Source organism: Haemophilus haemolyticus, from assembly GCF_001008205.1.
GTDB classification, from domain to species: domain Bacteria; phylum Pseudomonadota; class Gammaproteobacteria; order Enterobacterales; family Pasteurellaceae; genus Haemophilus; species Haemophilus haemolyticus_Q.
This window is the reverse complement of sequence record NZ_LCTK01000005.1, coordinates 1-15,697: the sequence shown is the minus strand read 5'-3', so window position 1 is coordinate 15,697 and position 15,697 is coordinate 1. Positions and strand designations below refer to the sequence as shown.

Here is a 15,697-nt window from a genome sequence, read left to right as displayed (position 1 = left end):
TCTTGGAATATAGAATCAAAACTTGGTAGCGTTCGCTGCCAAGTTTTGTTGTTTTCCCAACTTTTAGGCATAAAAAAAGCAAATGCGGTGTTTTCGCTTATCTCGCCATTTTATAGTCTATTTATTTAGCTTATGTGCGATCTTACTCCTTGCAGGCTGTGTTCAGTCTAGGGGCGGTTTTGTGTCTAAAAATCATGTTGTGTTGGCTGAACAAAATCCGAATACTCACTTTGAACAAGAAGTGATGATCGTGCGATTAAGCCAAGTACTACTCGTTGGAAAAATGAGTAATGAAGAACGTGCATCGCTACATTTTGAACGTGGCGTACTCTATGATTCCCTTGGATTATGGGGACTTGCTCGTTACGATTTTACTCAAGCCCTTGCATTACAGCCTAAAATGGCATCTGTGTACAATTACTTAGGGCTTTATTTATTGCTTGAAGAAGATTACGACGGCGCATTGGAAGCATTCAATACGGTGTTTGAATTAGATTCAAGTTATGACTATACCCACCTTAATCGTGGTTTAAATTTTTATTATGTAGGGCGCTACCATCTTGCTCAGCAAGATTTCTTACAGTTCTACCAAGCCGATACAAAAGATCCCTATCGTGTCTTATGGCTATATTTGAACGAACAAAAATTAAAACCACAAGAAGCCCAAACAAACCTTGTTGAACGAGCAAAAGGGCTATCAGAGGACTTCTGGGGTACACATATCGTTCAATATTACTTAGGACGCATCTCTGTAGAAGAATTACAACAACGTGCGAGTGAATTTGCTGAAAATTCACAACAATATGCTGAAATTCTCACAGAAACCTATTTTTATCTAGCAAAACAAAAACTCAATGTAGGGCTAGTAGATGAAGCGGCAGCTTTATTTAAACTAGCTATGGCAAATCAGGTTTATAACTTTGTTGAGTATCGTTTTGCCGCGTTTGAACTAATGAAATTAAAACCGGTTCAAACAGAAGACGAAAAAGAAGAGAAAAGTGCGGTAACAAAAGCGATTGTTTTCTAAAAATCAATCAAAAAAACTTACCGCTCTTTGTAGTAGAACGAATAGAAAAATTCATTCGCTCTGCTCAACTTAATAAACCGAAGGCCTCTTTGAGCTTTCCTTATTTATATTCGAGTATTTTAATGACTGACAAAATTACTTTTAATGACTTAGGCTTACCTGAGTTCATCTTAAAAGCTGTTTCTGACTTAGGTTTTGAAACCCCTTCTCCAATTCAACAAGCTTGTATCCCACATTTGCTCAGTGGCAATGATGTGCTAGGTATGGCACAAACGGGTAGTGGTAAAACCGCTGCCTTTGCACTGCCTTTATTAGCGCAAATCGATCCAAGTGAAAAACATCCACAAATGTTAGTAATGGCGCCTACTCGCGAACTTGCTATTCAAGTTGCCGATGCATGCGAACAATTTGTTAAATATGCTCATGGCTCCCGCATTGTTACCTTATATGGTGGCCAACGTTATGACATTCAGCTTCGTGCATTAAAACAAGGCGCACAAGTGGTTGTGGGTACACCAGGCCGTATTCTTGACCATATTCGCCGTGGAACATTAAATCTTTCAGAACTTCGTTTTATCGTATTAGATGAAGCAGATGAAATGCTACGTATGGGTTTCATTGATGATGTAGAAACCGTCATGGCAGAATTACCAGAAAATCACCAAACAGCGTTATTCTCTGCAACAATGCCTGAACCGATCCGTCGTATTACGAAACGTTTTATGAATGATCCGAAAGAAGTGAAGATCAAAGTTAATAACGAAAATGCCCCAGATATCGACCAAAGTTGTTGGTATGTGCACGGCGTGCGTAAAAATGAAGCCCTTCTTCGTTTCTTAGAAGTAGAAGATTTTGATGCAGCGATTATCTTTGCTCGCACTAAAACTGGTACTTTAGACATTACAGAACTACTTGAAAAAAATGGTTTCCGTTCCGCCGCACTTAATGGTGATATGACACAACAATTGCGTGAACAAACCCTCGATCGCTTACGTAACGGCAGTTTAGATATTGTTGTGGCAACCGATGTAGCCGCACGCGGTATTGATATTGAACGTATCAGCCTTGTGGTGAACTACGACATTCCGCTTGATGCAGAATCTTATGTACACCGAATTGGCCGTACTGGTCGTGCTGGTCGTTCTGGTCGTGCTTTATTGTTCGTTGAACCTCGCGAACGTCGTTTACTTCGTAATATTGAACACCTAATGAAAAAAGGTATCAATGAAGTGGAATTACCAAATCATCTTGTGTTACAAGAATGCCGCCGCAGAAAATTCGTCGCAAAAATTACGAAACAATTAGAACATCACGATTTAGAACAATATCGTAGTTTATTAGAAGACTTATTCACAGCCGATCAGGATCAAGAAGATATTGCTGCAGCAATGTTAATGTTGCTACAAGGAAAACAAAAACTCATTCTTCCACCTGATCCACCAATGGATAAACGTCGTCGTGACCGTAATGAACGAGATGATCGACGCGAAAACCCACGTTCAGCTGAACGTCGTGGCGAACGTAAAGGCTATGGAAATCCACAACCAATGGATTTATATCGTATCGAAGTCGGTCGTGCGGATGGTGTAGAAGTTCGCCATATCGTTGGTGCGATTGCTAACGAAGGTGATATCAATAGCCGCTATATTGGTCATATCAAACTTTATGATGACTACACTACCATTGAATTGCCACAAGGTATGCCGAAAGAATTATTGCAACAATTCGGTAAAACACGCGTATTGAATAAACAAATGCAAATGTCATTCTTAGGTGCGGTGAAGTCTGATAGTTCGCGTGGCGGCGATGATTTTAACGGTAAACGTAAAGGCCGTGGTGGCGATTTCCGTGGAGAACGCGGACGTAATGAACGCACTGGTGACAATCGTGGAAATCGTAAATTTAATGAAAAAAGTAACCGCACTTTTAGCGATAAACCACGCCGTGATCGCCGAGGATAATATCCTTGTGATATAAAGAATAGCGCTATTTCCTAATGTTTTGCCATCATTTAAAATTTAGCACTATTGATAAAGTAGAATTAGCCCCTTGCACCTCAAGGGGCTTTTTATTGTCTATTGCTTAAATTCTAGCTACAATCCTGCAAAATTTTTATATAGGAAAAATCATTGAAAGGTCTCTTTTTACGTATTATTACTGCCTTGGCTTTATTGCTTTGGGCTATTGATATGGTATTCCCATGGCAATTTTTACGCCATGCTGAAGAAAACCACTATACAGCAATTCAAGAACGAGGCTCACTCATTGTTGGAACAATGAATAACCCTATTTCTTATTTTATCAATAAAGACGGCGAACGAGGCTTTGAATATGAGTTGGCTAAAGCATTTTCTGATTCACTCGGTGTAGAACTCGAAATTAAAACTTTCGATAATCAAGAACAATTATTTAATGAGTTAGATAAGCATAATATTGATTTAGCTGCGGCTCACCTTTTATATCATCCTAATAATGCAGAGCGTTTCCAAATTGGCCCAGCATATCATTCAGCTTCATGGCAATTAGCTTATCGAAAAAATGAACAACGCCCTAAAAATCTAGGTGATATCAAGAAAGAAATTTATATCGCTAACAATTCATCATTGGAAGAAACACTAAAAGAATTACAAAAACAATATCCACAATTAACTTGGAAAAGAAATCAAGCGTTTACTCAAGAAGAACTATTGCTGCAGCTGTCTGAAGGAAAAATTCCTTATGTTATTGCAAATTCTATTGATATCGCTGCGATCCAACAAATCAAACCTGAATTAGCCATTGCCTTTGATATTACTGATGAAGCAAACATTCACTGGTATTTACCAAATAATGCCTACAATGATCTGCAAGCTGCCTTACTCAATTTTATGAATAACGCACAAGAAACAGGGCTAGTAGATAATTTAAAAGAAAAATATTTAGGGCATATTTCACAATTTGATTACGTGGATACGCGCTCTTATATGAACGCAATTGAAAATACACTGCCACAATTCTCACCGCTCTTTGAAAAATATAAAGGTGAATTAGATTGGCGATTACTCGCAGCAGTCGCTTATCAAGAGTCTCATTGGAATCCAGATGCAACATCATCTACGGGCGTGCGTGGCATAATGATGCTGACGAAAGATACCGCACAACATATGAAAATCAGCGATAGAACAGATCCTGAACAAAGCATTAAAGCGGGATCAGAATATTTACACTGGCTGATTAGTCAAATTCCAGAAACCATTCAAAAAGAAGAAAAAATTTGGTTTGCCTTAGCTGCCTATAACATGGGGCTGGGACACCTAATTGATGCACGTCGTTTAACTAAAAATCTTGGTGGAAATCCAGATAATTGGCTCGATGTGAAAAAAAATCTGCCTTTATTAGCAGAAAAACGCTATTATTCCCAACTCAAATACGGCTATGCGCGAGGCTATGAAGCCCATCAATATGTAGAAAATATTCGCCGCTATATGAATAGCATTGTGAATTATCATCGAGTCCAAGAAAATCAAACAACGAATGATAATGCAAACAACGAAAGTGCGGTCAAGAATTCAGAAGAAATAAAAGAAAAAAAGGATAAATAAAATGTTAAAACGCAAAACTTTTCTTAAAAAGAAAACCAATTTACAACAAACCTCTTTATCACGTAATCTACGTTTGAGACGCTTGAAACACCGTAAACAACAGCAATTTGCGAGACATTCATTACAATTTGTCGTACAAGAAATTTGTTGTTAATTAAAGCATCTCTATCCAACAAAAAAATGGATGCTCTGCGCCCCATTTAACAAAAGCAGAAATAATCCCAACAAATACTGCCACGCCACAACGACGACGGTTTGCTGGACTTTGAGTAAAAATACCTGACATATTTTGCTCTCCAATAAAAGTAAAGAAAAAATAACCGCACTTTTACGTCATTGTTTATACAATTTAAAATGCGAGCCACATTTTGTCGATATAACAAAATATAGGTAGAATACTAGAATGTTTTGTGGATTGGTCAAGTTATTATTCTGATTTAACACCAAGGTTCCCAATTTTCACGCCTAATAATCCAATAAAAACGGGATCGAAATAATCACCAAGAAATTTGAATAACTCATTCAGTTCTGTAAAAGAGCGTTGAATTTTTATTTGATCTTCTACTTTGCGAACGAACTCATAACGTACTCTATTTTTTTCAAAATATGCAGTTAAAGTTAGGTAGATAGTTTCAAAAAAATGGCTTTTAGCCCCCTCTTCACCAGGATCGCTAATGCGTACATTCCATGTATTATTAAATAGGACTTGAGGCTGATTTGACATTTTTATACTCCTTTTTACTATTTTGAGCCTAAGAAAAACCCGATTATAAAGTTTCTGTAATCAAAAAATTTATAATCGGGCTTTTCAAACATTTTCCCTGCGTGTTTCGCTTTACGTTGGTAACTACCTTTCCCTTTACGTTTTTTCTCAATACGCTGACGAAATAGTTTGTCATGTAATAATGCCATCACTGCATTATCTTTTATCACTCCTCGAGTGTGCAAATAAACGGTTTCATTTTCAACCGCACTTTTTTGTTTCTTTCCCATAATTTTTCCTTAAAAAATCCGCGGAAGGATTTCCACGGCTGGAGTATTATACGCGCAAACGTTTAAATTACAAAATCTCAAGTACACTTTCTGGCGGACGCCCAATTTTAGCTTGATTACCATTGATCACAATTGGGCGTTCAATAAGCGCTGAATGTTCACTCATGGCTTTTAATAATTCAACTTGAGAGAGCTCTAAATTATCTAAATTTAAGATTTTATATAAATCATCTTTCGTACGCATCATTTGACGCACATCATCAATCCCTAATTTTTGGGCAATGCTTTGTAATTCATCAATGGAATATTGCTTTTGCAAATACAATTCAACTATTGGCTGAACTCCTTGATTTTCTAATAATGCTAGCGTTTCACGACTTTTTGAACAACGAGGGTTGTGATAAATCACGACAGACATAGGATTTCCTCTTAGTAGCTATAAAGACTATAAATTTTAACTTATAATGGCGGAAAATACTTATAGGAAAAGAAATTATGCTAGAAATGTTGAAAAGCTGGTACTCGCGTCGCTTAAGCGATCCACAAGCGATGGGGCTATTAGCAATATTATTATTTGGCTTTATCTCCATTTATTTTTTTGGAGATTTAATCGCGCCGTTGTTGATTGCTCTAGTACTATCCTATTTACTAGAAATGCCGATCAATTTTTTGCATCAACATTTAAAATGCCCAAGAATGTTAGCGACAATCATCATTTTTGGTGGCTTTATTGGACTAGCGACAATCTTCTTTTTGATCCTCATGCCAATGCTATGGAATCAAACTATTTCCTTATTAAGTGATTTGCCTGCAATGTTTAATAAGCTCAATGAATGGTTACTAAACTTACCTGAGCATTATCCTGAACTCATCGACTATTCAATGGTAGATTCTATTTTCAATTCTGTGCGAGAAAAAATCCTTGGTTTTGGTGAATCTGCGGTAAAACTTTCTTTAGCCTCTATTATGAACTTGGTTTCCTTAGGGATTTATGCCTTTTTAGTGCCATTAATGATGTTTTTTATGTTGAAGGATAAATCAGAACTTTTACAAGGCATGAGCCGTTTCTTACCAAAAAATAGAAACTTAGCCTTCAAAGTATGGAAAGAAATGCAGCAGCAAATTTCCAACTACATTCATGGAAAATTATTAGAAATACTGATTGTCACGCTCATCACTTACATTATTTTCTTAATATTCGGGCTAAATTACCCGCTCTTATTAGCTTTTGCTGTGGGACTTTCAGTTCTCGTCCCTTATATTGGCGCGGTAATTGTCACGATTCCAGTTGCATTGGTTGCTTTATTCCAATTTGGAATCAGCCCAACATTTTGGTATATCATCATCGCTTTTGCTGTGAGCCAGCTCTTAGATGGAAACTTACTCGTCCCTTATTTATTTTCTGAAGCAGTGAATTTACATCCATTGATTATTATCATTTCAGTATTAATTTTTGGCGGTTTATGGGGATTTTGGGGCGTATTCTTTGCCATTCCCTTAGCGACTTTAGTGAAAGCCGTTATAAATGCCTTACCTCAAGATTAAAAATCTAAATTAAAAAGTGATACAAATAAAAAAATAGTTAACCATGAATTTTTGGTTAACTATTTTTTATTGAAGTTTATTCTAAGAATAGAATTTAACTAAGGTAATTCATCAATTTCCTTATCTACTTTAGGCGGGATCATATGCTCACGGCGTAATCCAACATCGTATGCAATTGCGATTGCAATAAAGATTGAAGAATATGTACCAAATCCAATCCCCACAAGTAACGCTAAAGAGAAGTTATGAATTGACGGACCACCAAAAAAGAACAATGCAATAACAACAATTAATGTTGTCGCAGAGGTCATGATGGTTCTTGATAAAGTTTGCGTTAAAGAAACATCAATAATATCAATCGTATCTAGACGTCTTATTTTTCTGAAGTTTTCACGCACACGGTCAAAGACCACGATACTATCGTTAATAGAATAACCCACAACAGATAAAATCGCTGCAACGAAGGTTAAATCAATTTCGATTTGTAACGCTGAAAACACACCAAGAGTAATAATTACGTCATGCGCAAGGGATGCGATACCACCGAAACCTAAACGCCATTCAAAACGAGAACCTACATAAACTAGCATCATCGCTAATGTCGCTAATGTCGCATACACCGCACCTTGTGCCAATTCTTCCCCTACGTTTGGTCCAACGAATTCAACACTACGAATCTTAATGCCAGAATCTACTTCTTGGAGCATTCCTTTTACGCGATCGCCAATGCCTGAATCATTGTCCGTAGCTGGTAAACGAATCATGACATCTTGAACAGAACCGGTTGTCTGCACAATTGGGCTTTCAATACCATTTTCATGGAGCTTACCACGGATTTTTTCTAAGTCTGCAGATTGTGAAAAATGGGTATCAAAAACAACCCCACCGGTAAAATCCAATCCCCAGTTAAAGCCTTTTGATACGATAAAAAATAGCGAAACGGCCATTAAAAGTGCGGAAAAAACATAGCCCCATTTACGCATTTTCATAAATTCGGTCAATGGGAACGGGAGTTTAATCCCATTGATTTCACGGATAAAATGTCCGTCTTTATCTTTTGCAAAAATTTTCATCGTTCCCTACCTAAATTGATAATTTCTTAAGTTGTTTGCCGCCATAAAGCGCATTAACTAATGCACGTGTTCCTGTAATTGCGGTAAACATTGAAATTGCGACACCAAGTGAAAGCGTAATCGCAAATCCTTGAATTGGGCCTGTCCCCACAGCATACAAGATAATTGCAGTTAAAATTGTCGTTAAATTCGCATCAAAAATAGAGGTAAACGCCCCGTTGTAACCTTCGTTGATTGCTTGTTGAATTGGGCGGCCATTGCGAATTTCTTCTTTAATACGTTCAAAAATCAATACGTTGGCATCCACCGACATACCTAAGGTTAATACAATACCGGCAATCCCTGGCATAGAAAGTGTCGCACCAGGTAAAATAGACATTAAACCGACTAACAACACAATATTAATGACCAAAGCAAAACTTGCGATAATACCGAACATTTTGTAGTAGAACAGCATAAAGACAATTACAGCAATGAGTCCCCAGAAACTTGCATTAATCCCTTGTTCTACATTTTGTGCGCCCAAAGATGGGCCAATTGTACGTTCTTCAACAATTTGAATTGGTGCAATTAATGCCCCAGATTTCAATAAGGTAGAAAGATTGTGCGCTTCCGCGATACTATCAACACCGGTAATTTGGAAATTAGAACTGAAACGACCTTGGATCGTCGCCACATTAATGACTTCCTCATGTTTTTCTAAAATAGTTTTACCATTTTCGTCTTTTTTACCGTTATCTTTATATTCAACATAAAGCGTCGCCATTGGTTTCTTGTAATATTTTTTGGTGGTTTGAGACATAATCTCACCACCTTCACCATCCAAGGTTACGCTCACTTGCGGGGTGCTTGAATGCTGATCTAAACCAGAACTTGAATTAATGATATGCTCACCACCTAATACCGCGCGTTTAAATAATGCAACAGGATGACCTTGGCGATCATATTTAACTTCCGAATCAGCTGGCAACATATTACGAGAAATTGCATCGGCCGTAACATTTTGATTTACGATACGAAACTCAAGCGTTGCAGTTGCCCCTAAAATTTCTTTTGCGCGAGCAGTATCTTGAACACCTGGTAATTCAATTACAATACGTTCAGCGCCTTGACGTTGAATGACCGCCTCAGATACCCCTAGTTCAGCAACACGTTTACGCAAAATCGTTAAGTTTTGCTCAATTGCTAAGTCGCGTGCTTCATTTAATGCTGAAGTTGAAAGACCTAAATTGATACTATCATTATCCAACTCTGTGATATCTAAGGTTGGATGCAACTGATGAATAATACGTTCCGCTTTAGAGCGTTGACTTGCATCGGCCAATGTGAGCGATGTACCAAAATGCTCAGTATTTTTAATTGCCGTATATTGAATTTTTTCTTTACGAAGTTCGTTACGTAAACTGTCTTGTAATTGTTCTTGGCGTTTTACAAGTGCAGCATTCATATCAACTTCCATCAAAAAACGAACCCCACCTCGTAAGTCCAACCCCCATTTCATTGGGTTAGCACCAAACATGCTTAACCAAGCTGGAGTGGCTGGAGCAAGATTTAATGCGGTGGTGTAATTATTGCCAAGACGTTCAGCAATTTTATCTTTAGCGAGGAGTTGATCATCGGTATTAGTAAAACGAGCTAGAATTGAGCCGTTCTCAAGCACGATAGATTTGGTTGGAAGATTGTTGGTTTTAAGCACATCTTGAACTTGTCCAAGCACGCTAGTATTCGCTTCTTGACCGCGCGTACCAGAAATTTGAACCGCAGGATCTTCACCATAAATATTTGGAAGAGAATATAAAATCCCGATGGCCACAATAAAAATCACCATCAAATTCTTCCATAATGGATAACGGTTTAACATAGTTTTCCTTTTCTTTTCTAACGCACAGAGCCACAATTCGTGGCTCTGGAAAATAATTTAACGTTACTCTTAAAGTGATTTTAATGAACCTTTAGGAAGAACGCTCACAATGTAGTTACGATTAATCGTAATTTCTGTCGTGTCGTTTAACGCAATCACGATGCTATCGCTACCTTCGGTTACTTTAGTAATTTTGCCGATTAAACCACCAGCAGTTAAAACTTCAGTACCTTTTACAAGCTCAGACATCAATTTTTTATGTTCTTTATTGCGTTTAGCTTGCGGGCGATAAATCATAAAGTAAAAAATTAAACCAAAGATCACGAAAATAAATAACGTGGACATCGGGTTTTGTGCTTCCATTGTATGTTTTCCTTGTTAATTTAAGTTAAAAATTGCGCTTAAAATACCATAAATTGGCTCATTGGGAAAGGTGAACCACGCCCAATATCCTAAGTTATGGCGATTAATTTTATTTTTTCAAGATAACGATAAATTCTTTTTCCGAAGCGTAATATTGCTCGACCAAAGCAACCGAATTTTCTTCGGCAAAAATAGAAAAATTTTCCACCGCACTTTCAAGGTTTAAGATCAACATTAGCTCATCATTTTTATCCAAATTTTTTAAGGCTTTTTGGGCACTTAAAAGAGGAATCGGACATCGAAGTGCGGTTAAATTGAGCTTATATTTCATTCTTTAACTTGACGACGAGCACTCATGTTCTTGCCCATTTCAGTCAAAATATCCGCACTTAAGCACTCACGCCCCATTTCAAATAGCGGTTCTTCTAACGCAATATGACGATCATAACCTTGAATAAAGCGTTCAATTAAATGTTCATCAATATTTTGACGTTGTTCAGAAATAAGCTCTTCTAACTGCGCAGATAGTGCATTCCAATTTTCATGCAAATATTCGTGCTGTTTTTCTAATTCATCAATAGAGCTTTGTGCTTGCGGAGCCACTTTGACTAATTGAGGGAAAAAATCTAATTCTTCATCCTCATGATGTAGGGGGGCGGCACGATTAAAATAAGTTAAAATTTGCTCAACATCATTTAATACAGCCTGAGTATAGCCGTGTTTTTCTAGATAATCAGGCAAAATGCTTAACTGACGACAAAAACGTTTTACCTTACTATGACAGGCATAAAGCATTTCAATAGGTTCATTCCATGTGGCGAATTGTTGAGGTTCAAGAATTTGCATAAGGTTTCCTTTGTTAAAAAGTGCGGTCAAAAAACATTGGATTTTTCTACCGCACTTTCATCAATTATGATTTATCCGCTAATTGTAATGGTGGAACAGGTTTGCCCATGCGAGCATAAAATTCCACCACAAAATCATCAAAACGATCGTCTTCGATAGCTTGACGAATTTCTGCCATTAAACGTTGATAATAGCGTAAATTGTGAATGGTATTTAAGCGTGCACCTAAAATTTCACCGCATTTATCTAAATGATATAAATACGCTTTGGTGTAGTTTTTACAGGTGTAGCAATCACATTCAGGATCCAATGGGCTGGTATCATCACGGTATTTTGCATTACGGATTTTAACAATACCGTCTGTCACGAATAAATGACCGTTACGTGCGTTACGGGTTGGCATCACGCAGTCAAACATATCAATACCACGACGTACGCCTTCCACTAAATCTTCCGGTTTACCCACGCCCATTAAATAGCGTGGTTTATCAGCCGGAATTTGTGGGCAGATGTATTCTAAAATACGGTGCATATCTTCTTTCGGTTCGCCTACCGCTAAACCGCCCACCGCGTAACCGTCAAAGCCAATATTCACTAAACCTTCTAGTGATACTTTGCGTAATTCTTCAAATACGCCGCCTTGAATAATACCGAATAGCGCATTTTTATTGCCTAATTCATCAAAGCGATCTCGGCTGCGTTTTGCCCAACGAAGAGACATTTCCATGGATTTTTTCGCATAATCGAAAGTCGCTGGATAAGGCGTACATTCATCGAAAATCATTACGATGTCAGACCCTAAATCATATTGAATTTCCATGGATTTTTCAGGCGAAAGGAAAATGCGCTCACCATTAATTGGGTTTTGGAATTTCACGCCTTCTTCGGTGATTTTACGTAATTTACCTAAACTAAATACTTGGAAACCGCCACTGTCAGTCAAAATCGGGCGATGCCATTGCATAAAGTCGTGTAAATCACCGTGTTTACGCATCACTTCTTGTCCAGGACGAAGCCATAAATGGAAGGTGTTACCAAGTAAAATTTCTGCACCTGTCGCACGCACTTCTTCTGGTGTCATGCCTTTTACGGTGCCATAAGTACCCACTGGCATAAATGCAGGGGTTTCTACGCTGAACGTGCCTTGTGGACGTTCAAATACCAAGCGACCACGACGAGCATTGCCGCTTGTTTTATCTAATTCATACTTCATTTTTGCTCCAACGAATAAACAGTTCGAAGATTTTCTTGAACAAAAAAGCCTGTTAAAAAATACAGGCTTTGTGATATCATATTTACAATGCTCTTTGAGCAGAGGCGGATCTGCTAAAATCAGTCCGCCAGTATGCACCTGACGGGCTGTTTGAGTAGATCCTTCATTTGTAATCAAATTGAGGATAAAAACTATGATTAATCTCATTATTAAACTAATCATTGTTATTCTACTTTGCCTACTATTGAAAGGTAGCGCTGGCTAGGTAGATTCTCCGACAAGGGATGGTTACCGCCATCTCTTGTTCTTTATTGTAGGTGCTGACTAATTACAAGTCAAACAACTTATTCCAATCCTCTCAAATTAGAATTTTTATTAATAAACATCGCATCTCCATAACTAAAGAAACGATATTTTTCTTGTACTGCATGCTTGTACGCATTCATGGTATTTTTATAACCAGCAAAAGCTGAAACTAACATAATCAGTGTGCTTTCAGGTAAGTGGAAATTAGTAATTAAGCAATCCACCACTCGGAATTTTTTACCAGGATAAATAAAAATAGAGGTATCAGAAAAATAAGGCTCAATTAAATCTGGATTACTAAATTCTTCCGCAGAAAGCGCCGCACTTTCAATAGAACGAACAGAAGTAGTTCCCACTGCAATAACACGTTTACCCGCTTTCTTTGTTGCAATAATAGCATTGCAAACTTCTTGAGAAACTTCTACATATTCTGCATGCATCACATGATCTTCAATATTTTCGACACGAACTGGCTGAAATGTTCCAGCGCCTACATGCAATGTGACAAATTCAAAATTCACACCTTTCTTTTTAAGTTTTTCAAGCAAGGGATCATCAAAATGTAAGCCTGCTGTTGGTGCAGCTACAGCACCGGGTACTTTATTATAAACCGTTTGATAACATTCTTGATCGGCTTCTTCATCTGGACGGTCGATATAAGGCGGCAATGGCATATGTCCAATGGTTTGCAACACATCTAAAAGAGCGGTTGATTTATCACTTAATTCCACTTCAAACAATGCACCATAACGCGCTGTCATTACCGCTTTAATTCCATTATTTTCGCCTAATTTATCTTCACCTAAAAATAATTCAGCCCCTTCTTTTGGTGATTTTGATGAACGGATATGCGCTAAGAAACGATGCTCATCTAACATGCGTTCAACTAAAACTTCAATTTTTCCACCGCTGGCTTTACGCCCGAACATCCGTGCAGGAATGACGCGAGTATTATTGAAAATCAATAAATCGCCTTCATCAATTAAATCCAATACATCTGAAAAAGTGCGGTCAATTACCGCGCCATTTTCTCCATTCAAATGCAATAAACGGCAAGATGCTCTATCCTCTTTTGGATAGCGAGCAATAAGTTCATCAGGTAAATCGAAATTAAAATCTGAAACACGCATAATAAAATTTAGGTTAAATAAAATAGGCGGTAAGTCTAGTTTGAATCGGGGATGATCTCAAGAAAAAATAAAAATCTTATCTTCTATTCATAGTTAAAATTTTTTATTTATCTATTGAGGTGATGCAAGTTAAGAAGTATTTAAGATAGAAAAATGGCTAGCAATTACGCTAGCCATTTTGATGAATTATAAATTTGCTTTTTTAGTTGCTTTTGCGTTTACATCACAATTTTTAATGATGATCTTATCGCTAGTTTTGCCTTTTTGAATTAAATTCACTGGCACAACAGAATCAAATTTATCTAAAGTTAAACCACTATCTACATTCCAAACATAGTCACCAGAAGTGAAACTTGTAAAATCGTTTTGTGATTTATCACGAGCAAAATCTTTTGCAATAATTTTGTTACCTAAACTAACCATTGCCGCAACTGGCTCTTGGTTTTCAAATTGATACACTGCAGTCACAGTTTTTTTATTGCAAGAATAAACTACTGTTTTGTCAGTAATAGTTGACGCAGTTTGAGCAGCCATTTGAGTCGATGCATTTTCCATTATTGGCGCATCTTTTGCACATGCAGATAATACAACAGCGGCAGCAAATGCTGGTAAAACTTTAGTAAAGTTCATTATTAAATCCTCTTAATTAAGCCCCAATCTGAGGCGCTACTTAGATACGTTAAATAAAATAAAGTTCTATTTTAAAGTAAAAATTTGTTGAGATAAAAACTAAACAACTCGTCAAACAAATCAACCTATCTACGAATAATGTTTTACCAACGATAACCTAATTTCAAGCCTATATTTTGCTGTTTATCTAATTGCGAACCTTGTGATTGTGAGATAGCAGCAGAAAATTGGAAATGTAAAATTTCCGTACTTAATCCAACCTCTTTTTGCCAATAACGTCCAAATGGCTGTTGTAATGTAGCACTATTCACTTTGATTTGCATATTGGCATTAGATGCATCAACATAATTCACTGAGAAATAAGGCTTAATCGTGATGTTATTAGTTGGTGTAAAAGTATAATCGAACCGTACACCTGTATTATAGCGATTAAATACAAGGCTAGGTGTTTGAATTCTCACGCCTTCCGATTGATAGTTTTCACGTTCAATAAAATAGCGATTCCCCCCCAAATAAGGCTGAATACCTAATTGCCCTAAGCGGAACTGATAACTTGCATTTACACCATAATTTACCACTTTACGATAAACTTTTCGACTTTGTTCTCCTGCGGTTTTACTTACACTGCTCCCCATTCCTACGCTTACACCGAACTGGAAATCCTTCCATTGATATTGAGCAAATCCCGATAGCATCATCAGTGTAGTATAATTTTTAACTTGCTCATCAAAGGTATTATCCGAACGGCTATGTGAGAAAACTGCCCCAATTCGTCCATTACCTAACACTTTTTGCATCCCAATTTGACGCAAGTTAGTTTTCTGCTTATAAGCACGGAACGCATCAGAATCATAGCGTCTTTTATCCTGTGCGATATTTGTCCACACCATAGGCTGCGTTTGCCCCACAAAAAGACGATCCAATTCATCTTGAACGGAAAGCATACTATTTACGGTAGCAGACAATTCCGATAACGCATTGTTTGAGTATTTGCTAATTAAATTTTTTTGTTTGAGCTGTTTTTTAGCTTCTATTCTTGCTTGCTCTTCTTGAGCTCTACGTTTCTCGGCTTCAATACGCTCTGCTTCTTCTTGAGCTTTACGTTTCTCAGCTTCAATACGTTCTTGCT

Annotated in this window: 18 protein-coding genes; 5 read left to right on the top strand and 13 right to left on the bottom strand. The window is 37.4% G+C overall.

Features of this window, described 5'->3' with window-relative positions:
• Positions 1–82: 82 nt before the first annotated feature.
• The 4 genes from nlpI (at position 83) to AAX18_RS08915 (ending at position 4,762) form a co-directional block, all read left to right on the top strand.
• Positions 83–1,027, top strand: a complete 945-nt coding sequence (nlpI, locus tag AAX18_RS00945; RefSeq protein ID WP_046952636.1) for a lipoprotein NlpI — start codon at positions 83–85, stop codon at positions 1,025–1,027.
• A gap of 122 nt (positions 1,028–1,149) precedes the next feature.
• A complete protein-coding gene (locus AAX18_RS00940; protein WP_046952635.1) occupies positions 1,150–2,988 on the top strand; it encodes a DEAD/DEAH box helicase in 1,839 nt (612 codons plus the stop codon).
• Positions 2,989–3,156: 168 nt separating this feature from the next.
• Positions 3,157–4,608 (top strand): membrane-bound lytic murein transglycosylase MltF, encoded by a 1,452-nt coding sequence (gene mltF / locus AAX18_RS00935; protein ID WP_046952634.1) that lies wholly within the window; start codon positions 3,157–3,159, stop codon positions 4,606–4,608.
• 1 nt (position 4,609) lies between these two features.
• The gene (locus AAX18_RS08915) at positions 4,610–4,762 is read left to right on the top strand and encodes a hypothetical protein (protein ID WP_005631066.1); all 153 of its coding nucleotides are present in this window, start codon (positions 4,610–4,612) and stop codon (positions 4,760–4,762) included.
• Here the strand turns inward: AAX18_RS08915 and AAX18_RS09035 are convergent, their stop codons facing one another.
• The 4 genes from AAX18_RS09035 to arsC form a co-directional block, all read right to left on the bottom strand.
• Positions 4,763–4,894: a hypothetical protein gene (locus tag AAX18_RS09035; protein ID WP_268988367.1), complete on the bottom strand. Its 132-nt coding sequence runs from the start codon at positions 4,892–4,894 to the stop codon at positions 4,763–4,765.
• A gap of 141 nt (positions 4,895–5,035) precedes the next feature.
• The gene (locus tag AAX18_RS00930; protein ID WP_046952633.1) at positions 5,036–5,332 is read right to left on the bottom strand and encodes a DUF5377 family protein; all 297 of its coding nucleotides are present in this window, start codon (positions 5,330–5,332) and stop codon (positions 5,036–5,038) included.
• 17 nt (positions 5,333–5,349) lie between these two features.
• On the bottom strand, positions 5,350–5,601 hold the full coding sequence (locus tag AAX18_RS00925; protein WP_046952632.1) for an alternative ribosome-rescue factor A: 252 nt from the start codon (positions 5,599–5,601) through the stop codon (positions 5,350–5,352).
• Between the two features lie 67 nt (positions 5,602–5,668).
• Positions 5,669–6,019 carry an arsenate reductase (glutaredoxin) gene (gene arsC, locus AAX18_RS00920; RefSeq protein WP_046952631.1) on the bottom strand — a complete coding sequence of 117 codons (351 nt, stop codon included), beginning with the start codon at positions 6,017–6,019 and terminating at the stop codon, positions 5,669–5,671.
• A 77-nt stretch (positions 6,020–6,096) separates the two neighbouring features.
• Here arsC and AAX18_RS00915 point away from each other — a divergent pair, with 77 nt between their 5' ends.
• The gene (locus tag AAX18_RS00915) at positions 6,097–7,146 is read left to right on the top strand and encodes an AI-2E family transporter (protein ID WP_046952630.1); all 1,050 of its coding nucleotides are present in this window, start codon (positions 6,097–6,099) and stop codon (positions 7,144–7,146) included.
• 98 nt (positions 7,147–7,244) lie between these two features.
• Here the strand turns inward: AAX18_RS00915 and secF are convergent, their stop codons facing one another.
• The 9 genes from secF to AAX18_RS00870 all read right to left on the bottom strand — a co-directional run.
• Positions 7,245–8,219, bottom strand: coding sequence for a protein translocase subunit SecF (secF, locus tag AAX18_RS00910; protein ID WP_005634414.1), 975 nt, complete (start codon positions 8,217–8,219; stop codon positions 7,245–7,247).
• Between the two features lie 10 nt (positions 8,220–8,229).
• Complete coding sequence (gene secD / locus AAX18_RS00905) at positions 8,230–10,080, bottom strand: protein translocase subunit SecD (protein ID WP_046952629.1); 1,851 nt, start codon at positions 10,078–10,080, stop codon at positions 8,230–8,232.
• Positions 10,081–10,149: 69 nt separating this feature from the next.
• The gene (gene yajC / locus AAX18_RS00900; protein WP_005626741.1) at positions 10,150–10,443 is read right to left on the bottom strand and encodes a preprotein translocase subunit YajC; all 294 of its coding nucleotides are present in this window, start codon (positions 10,441–10,443) and stop codon (positions 10,150–10,152) included.
• Positions 10,444–10,552: 109 nt separating this feature from the next.
• The gene (locus tag AAX18_RS00895) at positions 10,553–10,774 is read right to left on the bottom strand and encodes a sulfurtransferase TusA family protein (RefSeq protein ID WP_005626738.1); all 222 of its coding nucleotides are present in this window, start codon (positions 10,772–10,774) and stop codon (positions 10,553–10,555) included.
• Positions 10,771–11,289 carry a hemerythrin domain-containing protein gene (locus tag AAX18_RS00890; protein WP_005626735.1) on the bottom strand — a complete coding sequence of 173 codons (519 nt, stop codon included), beginning with the start codon at positions 11,287–11,289 and terminating at the stop codon, positions 10,771–10,773. The genes AAX18_RS00895 and AAX18_RS00890 overlap by 4 nt, the downstream gene beginning before the upstream one ends.
• A gap of 64 nt (positions 11,290–11,353) precedes the next feature.
• The gene (gene tgt / locus AAX18_RS00885; RefSeq protein WP_005645731.1) at positions 11,354–12,502 is read right to left on the bottom strand and encodes a tRNA guanosine(34) transglycosylase Tgt; all 1,149 of its coding nucleotides are present in this window, start codon (positions 12,500–12,502) and stop codon (positions 11,354–11,356) included.
• Positions 12,503–12,846: 344 nt separating this feature from the next.
• Complete coding sequence (gene queA / locus AAX18_RS00880; protein WP_046952628.1) at positions 12,847–13,938, bottom strand: tRNA preQ1(34) S-adenosylmethionine ribosyltransferase-isomerase QueA; 1,092 nt, start codon at positions 13,936–13,938, stop codon at positions 12,847–12,849.
• Between the two features lie 186 nt (positions 13,939–14,124).
• Positions 14,125–14,568: a hypothetical protein gene (locus AAX18_RS00875; RefSeq protein WP_005626732.1), complete on the bottom strand. Its 444-nt coding sequence runs from the start codon at positions 14,566–14,568 to the stop codon at positions 14,125–14,127.
• A 143-nt stretch (positions 14,569–14,711) separates the two neighbouring features.
• Positions 14,712–15,697, bottom strand: a 986-nt coding sequence (locus AAX18_RS00870; protein ID WP_046952627.1) for an autotransporter domain-containing protein, incomplete at its 5' end; no start/stop codon positions are given.

Bases quoted from the DNA above. Each gene is read 5' to 3' on its own strand.
- AAX18_RS00940 (WP_046952635.1), top strand. From the start codon at position 1,150: ATGACTGACAAAATTACTTTTAATGACTTAGGCTTACCTGAGTTCATC.
- AAX18_RS00875 (WP_005626732.1), bottom strand. From the start codon at position 14,568: ATGAACTTTACTAAAGTTTTACCAGCATTTGCTGCCGCTGTTGTATTA.
- queA (WP_046952628.1), bottom strand. From the start codon at position 13,938: ATGCGTGTTTCAGATTTTAATTTCGATTTACCTGATGAACTTATTGCT.
- secD (WP_046952629.1), bottom strand. From the start codon at position 10,080: ATGTTAAACCGTTATCCATTATGGAAGAATTTGATGGTGATTTTTATT.
- arsC (WP_046952631.1), bottom strand. From the start codon at position 6,019: ATGTCTGTCGTGATTTATCACAACCCTCGTTGTTCAAAAAGTCGTGAA.
- yajC (WP_005626741.1), bottom strand. From the start codon at position 10,443: ATGGAAGCACAAAACCCGATGTCCACGTTATTTATTTTCGTGATCTTT.
- AAX18_RS00930 (WP_046952633.1), bottom strand. From the start codon at position 5,332: ATGTCAAATCAGCCTCAAGTCCTATTTAATAATACATGGAATGTACGC.
- AAX18_RS09035 (WP_268988367.1), bottom strand. From the start codon at position 4,894: ATGTCAGGTATTTTTACTCAAAGTCCAGCAAACCGTCGTCGTTGTGGC.
- secF (WP_005634414.1), bottom strand. From the start codon at position 8,219: ATGAAAATTTTTGCAAAAGATAAAGACGGACATTTTATCCGTGAAATC.
- AAX18_RS00895 (WP_005626738.1), bottom strand. From the start codon at position 10,774: ATGAAATATAAGCTCAATTTAACCGCACTTCGATGTCCGATTCCTCTT.
- AAX18_RS08915 (WP_005631066.1), top strand. From the start codon at position 4,610: ATGTTAAAACGCAAAACTTTTCTTAAAAAGAAAACCAATTTACAACAA.
- AAX18_RS00890 (WP_005626735.1), bottom strand. From the start codon at position 11,289: ATGCAAATTCTTGAACCTCAACAATTCGCCACATGGAATGAACCTATT.
- tgt (WP_005645731.1), bottom strand. From the start codon at position 12,502: ATGAAGTATGAATTAGATAAAACAAGCGGCAATGCTCGTCGTGGTCGC.
- AAX18_RS00915 (WP_046952630.1), top strand. From the start codon at position 6,097: ATGCTAGAAATGTTGAAAAGCTGGTACTCGCGTCGCTTAAGCGATCCA.
- AAX18_RS00925 (WP_046952632.1), bottom strand. From the start codon at position 5,601: ATGGGAAAGAAACAAAAAAGTGCGGTTGAAAATGAAACCGTTTATTTG.
- nlpI (WP_046952636.1), top strand. From the start codon at position 83: ATGCGGTGTTTTCGCTTATCTCGCCATTTTATAGTCTATTTATTTAGC.